The sequence below is a fragment of the Streptomyces adelaidensis genome, from assembly GCF_016598475.1.
Lineage (GTDB): Bacteria > Actinomycetota > Actinomycetes > Streptomycetales > Streptomycetaceae > Streptomyces > Streptomyces adelaidensis.
Genome location: NZ_JAEMUX010000186.1, coordinates 1 through 3,753 on the forward strand (window position 1 = coordinate 1; position 3,753 = coordinate 3,753).

Here is a 3,753-nt window from a genome sequence, read left to right on the forward strand (position 1 = left end):
TCTGGCCGACCGGGTGCGGGTGCTGGGTGTGGACCACCCCGACACTCTGGGCTCCGGCAACAACCTCGCTCACGCCTACGAGTCGGCGGGCGAACCAGGTCGGGCGATCAAGCTGCACGAGCAGACCCTGGCCGACATGGTGCGGGTGCTTGGTCCCAACCACCCCGACACCCTCACTTCCCGCAACAATCTCGCTCTGGCCTACCGTTCGGTGGGGGACCTGGATCAGGCGGTGCCGCTGTTTGAGCGGACCCTTGCCGACCGGGTGCGGGTGCTCGGCGCCAACCACCCCAGTACCTTGAAGTCCCGGAACAATCTCGCTGGCGCCTACCGTTCCGCGGGCGAACTAGGTCGGGCGATCAAGCTGCACGAGCAGACCCTGGCCGATATGATGCGTGTGCTGGGCCCCGACCACCCCTTGACGGGAACGGCTCGAAGCAATCTCACTATTGCCGTTGCCGAACGTGATGGTGACGAGCCCAGGCAGCTCTGACCCTGATGTCACAAGCATGGATGTGACACCGCCAGCCCGACTGCCAAGACGTAATGTCGATGTCCGCAGTCGCGTGCGCTGGTGAGCTGGAAGTCCGCGGACTGTGGACTCATCGTTATCTAGTGCTGCCAAGTGTCTCTACAGGTCAACGTATTGGAGATGGGTAAGGCATGTGGCTCTGCCCACGAGAACGGACAGCACTCGCGAGATGGAGGACGCCGAGCGCGCCTGCCTCGACGAGCCCGTCGTAGTCCAGCGCCCCGAACCGGAGCACGAGGCACCGGCCGTCGAAGTCAGCGGACACGGAGTCGAGATGTGACGCATGAAGTGGAGGGCCCTCGTTGGCGGGGCCCTCCAGACGTACCGGTCGACAGGTTCGGCCGCGTACGTACCATCAGGCAGTTGGACCTTGATCAGCTCGAACCGCTCCGGCCTCGCCCTACGTCACGACGATAGCGTCGGTCAACTCGGGCAACGGACGTCCTCTCCGACGGACAGTCAGCTGCCATGCTGAGCAACTGAACTCCCATCCTCCTTGGAGAGCAGCATGGTCCTGAGCACCACCGGCGAACCCGTCATCGTGCAGAAAGACAATCAGGTACACGTCGGCGTCGACCTTCGGCCGGGGCACTTCCTGGGACACTCGGGTGAGATAACGAGGAGATGTCGGTGACGGACGTGGAAAGTCTGATTGCGCAGGTCTGGAACCCGGACACGCGACCGCTCGCAGAGGAAGCATGGCGCTGCTACAACGCCGGCGCCATCCGCGCAAGCATCGCCGCAACCTGGACGGCAGTCACCGCGGACATCATCACCAAACTCATCCAACTTGCCGACAACGGCGATGCCGGGGCAGTCGCAGTCCGCACCGAGATTACGAGTGCACAGGGGAAGGGCATCACGCCAGACGGCGTTCGCGCGATGCAAAACATCGAAGCCAGCTTGCTGACCAAAGCAGCCGACTTCGAGCTGATCGACTCGATCGGCCAGCGAGAACTCGAACGCATCCGCGAAGACCGCAACCTCTGCGTGCACCCGTCACTACGCAGCTTCAGCGAGGTCTACGAGCCCCTCCCCGAAGTCGCCCGCGGACACCTCGCGGTCGCCCTGACAACGCTGTTGACCCATCCCGCCACCCAGGGCGGGAAAATCTTGGACGCATTCCTTGACTACACCTGTGACCCGTCGTTCGTACCGGTGGTGTCCCACATTCAGACCAACTTCTTCGACCGCGTACGCACAGCTGCCCGGAGCAACATCGCCAAGCTCGCCGCGAAGCACGCCCTACGCGAACTCGATCCCGATGGTCGCTTGGCGACCATCGAGTACGCCAACAGGTCCGCCGTCGTGCTGTTCGCGTTCGCGCAACGCGACAGAGAACTTGTCCGTTCCGCCGTAGCTGGACAGCGCGAAAACTTCCAGACACTCGACGGCGAGATGCAGCTTCGCGCACTCACCCGACTCGGTGACCAGGATTTCTTCTGGGAAATGGTGGACGAACCACTCCGTGAGCGGCTTCAAGGTTTGCTGACTAGGAACATTACTGCTGCGGCCTGGGAACCTCTTCGCTCCGACATTGCAGCAAGCCTGACAGTCGTCAGCAGCAGCTATGCGCGGGAACGGATTCCCGCGCTCGAACAACGCTTTGCCGACCTTCCTGAGCTGCATCGGATGAACGTGGTGGCAATGCGTCCCCACCCGTACTTCGTCCCCGTAGTGCTCAGGTTCATCGCGGAGGCCGGAAGCTGGCGTACCGGGGAGCAAGCCGGTCAACTTCTCGTCCAGCACGGCGTCTTCCTCAGCATCGGGGATCTTCGGACAGCGTTGACAGCGTGGGCGGACAACCTCGACTGCCGCACCGCCGCCCAGATGCCCGACCTTGCCGTGGCGCTCTTCCGTAACACGGCGCATCTGGGCTTGGCGCAGCCCGCGGAGTTTGTCTCCTTCCTCTCCCGCGTTCAGTCCATGGCCGAGGAGGGAGATAGCTTCTACCGATACCCGGCGCTGGAGGCGGTCTTGCGCGCTGGTGGCCACATTCGGTGACGCGCCTCACGCGGACCTTCCGCTGCCGTGTCCCCAGCGGCTTCCGGGACAACATCGAGCTCCGGGGTAAACCGGAAGCTGCGGCAGGTGTTGGGGGAATCGCCCGGACGCGTCACATGTGTCTGCCCGCTCGGCACCCCGGCCCCTGACTGTTAGTCACTCGGTTGTGGTGGGTCTTTTCGTGAACGGCCTTCCGGTGATATCTCTAGTGGGTCCATCGCGGAAAATGGCGGCGGCTTTCAGGGGGAGATGTTGGATCCGAGTCAAGGCCCGCGGGGGGCAGGGAGCCGGGCGGGTGCCCCGCCGCTCATCCTCAACTATCCAACGGCCATGCAGTTTCCGGCCATGCCGTCGCCTGAGCAGATCGTCTTCACCTACCCTCCAGACGAGTTCGAAAAGTTCGTCGAGGAGTGGGTGCCCGCGCTGAACAGCCTGTACGTGCGGGTGGAGCGCCAAGGAGGCGCAGGCGACCACGGCATCGACGTGGCCGCATTCCTCACTCGCCAGGGTCTGGAAGGTCCCTGGCACAACTACCAGTGCAAGCGCTACAAGGGAACGTTGGCCTGGAGTACCGCCGCGGGTGAGATTCGGAAGATGTTCGCGGGCGTGGTCACGGGTCAGTTCATCGTGCCAGAGCAATACACCTTCGTCGCCCCGTCCATCGGCCCCAGCCTGCAGCAGGCTCTGCAACGCCCGGTCGGTACCCGCAAGGACTTCGTGGAGGCGCTGCGCGAGACCAAGGACAAGGTGATCACGGACCTGGGCCCGCGGTTGAGGCGCGAGGCCGAGGAGTTGGCGGCAGATACGTCGTTCGAGATCTTTCAGACCGTCAACATGAAGAAGATGCTTGAACAGCACAAGACTACTGACTTTTGGGTGAAGCGATTCCCGCCGGAGTCCCCGCCCCGCCCGGCCGTCATGGAACCGCCCGAGAAGCCGGAGCCGCGCGAAGCCCGCTACGTGCAGCAGCTCGTCCAGGTCTACGCCGAGCGCTGGCCCAGTGCCGCTAGCACCGTTACCCAGATTGCGCAGCACCCCACCGCCGGCCCGCACTTGCGCCACCAGCGTGAAGCGTTCTTCAGCGCCGAGTCCCTGCGCCGCTTCGGGGAAGAGGCTTATCCCGAAGGGCATTTCGAGGCCATCGTCAAGGACATATACGACGCCGTGGTCGACGTGGCGAGGGATGACCACCCCACGGGGTGGAAGCGACTGCAGGC

Annotated in this window: 4 protein-coding genes; all 4 read left to right on the forward strand. The window is 63.8% G+C overall.

What is annotated here, in order from left to right; all coding sequences use genetic code 11:
- A partial coding sequence (locus I8N67_RS41010) for a tetratricopeptide repeat protein (RefSeq protein ID WP_200309402.1) occupies nucleotides 1-493 on the forward strand: 493 nt, incomplete at its 5' end.
- Between the two features lie 172 nt (nucleotides 494-665).
- Nucleotides 666-812 (forward strand): hypothetical protein, encoded by a 147-nt coding sequence (locus I8N67_RS41015; RefSeq protein WP_200309403.1) that lies wholly within the window; start codon nucleotides 666-668, stop codon nucleotides 810-812.
- A 344-nt stretch (nucleotides 813-1,156) separates the two neighbouring features.
- Nucleotides 1,157-2,536: a vWA domain-containing protein gene (locus tag I8N67_RS41020; RefSeq protein WP_200309404.1), complete on the forward strand. Its 1,380-nt coding sequence runs from the start codon at nucleotides 1,157-1,159 to the stop codon at nucleotides 2,534-2,536.
- Between the two features lie 330 nt (nucleotides 2,537-2,866).
- Nucleotides 2,867-3,753, forward strand: an 887-nt coding sequence (locus tag I8N67_RS41025; protein WP_200309405.1) for an ABC-three component system protein, incomplete at its 3' end; no start/stop codon positions are given.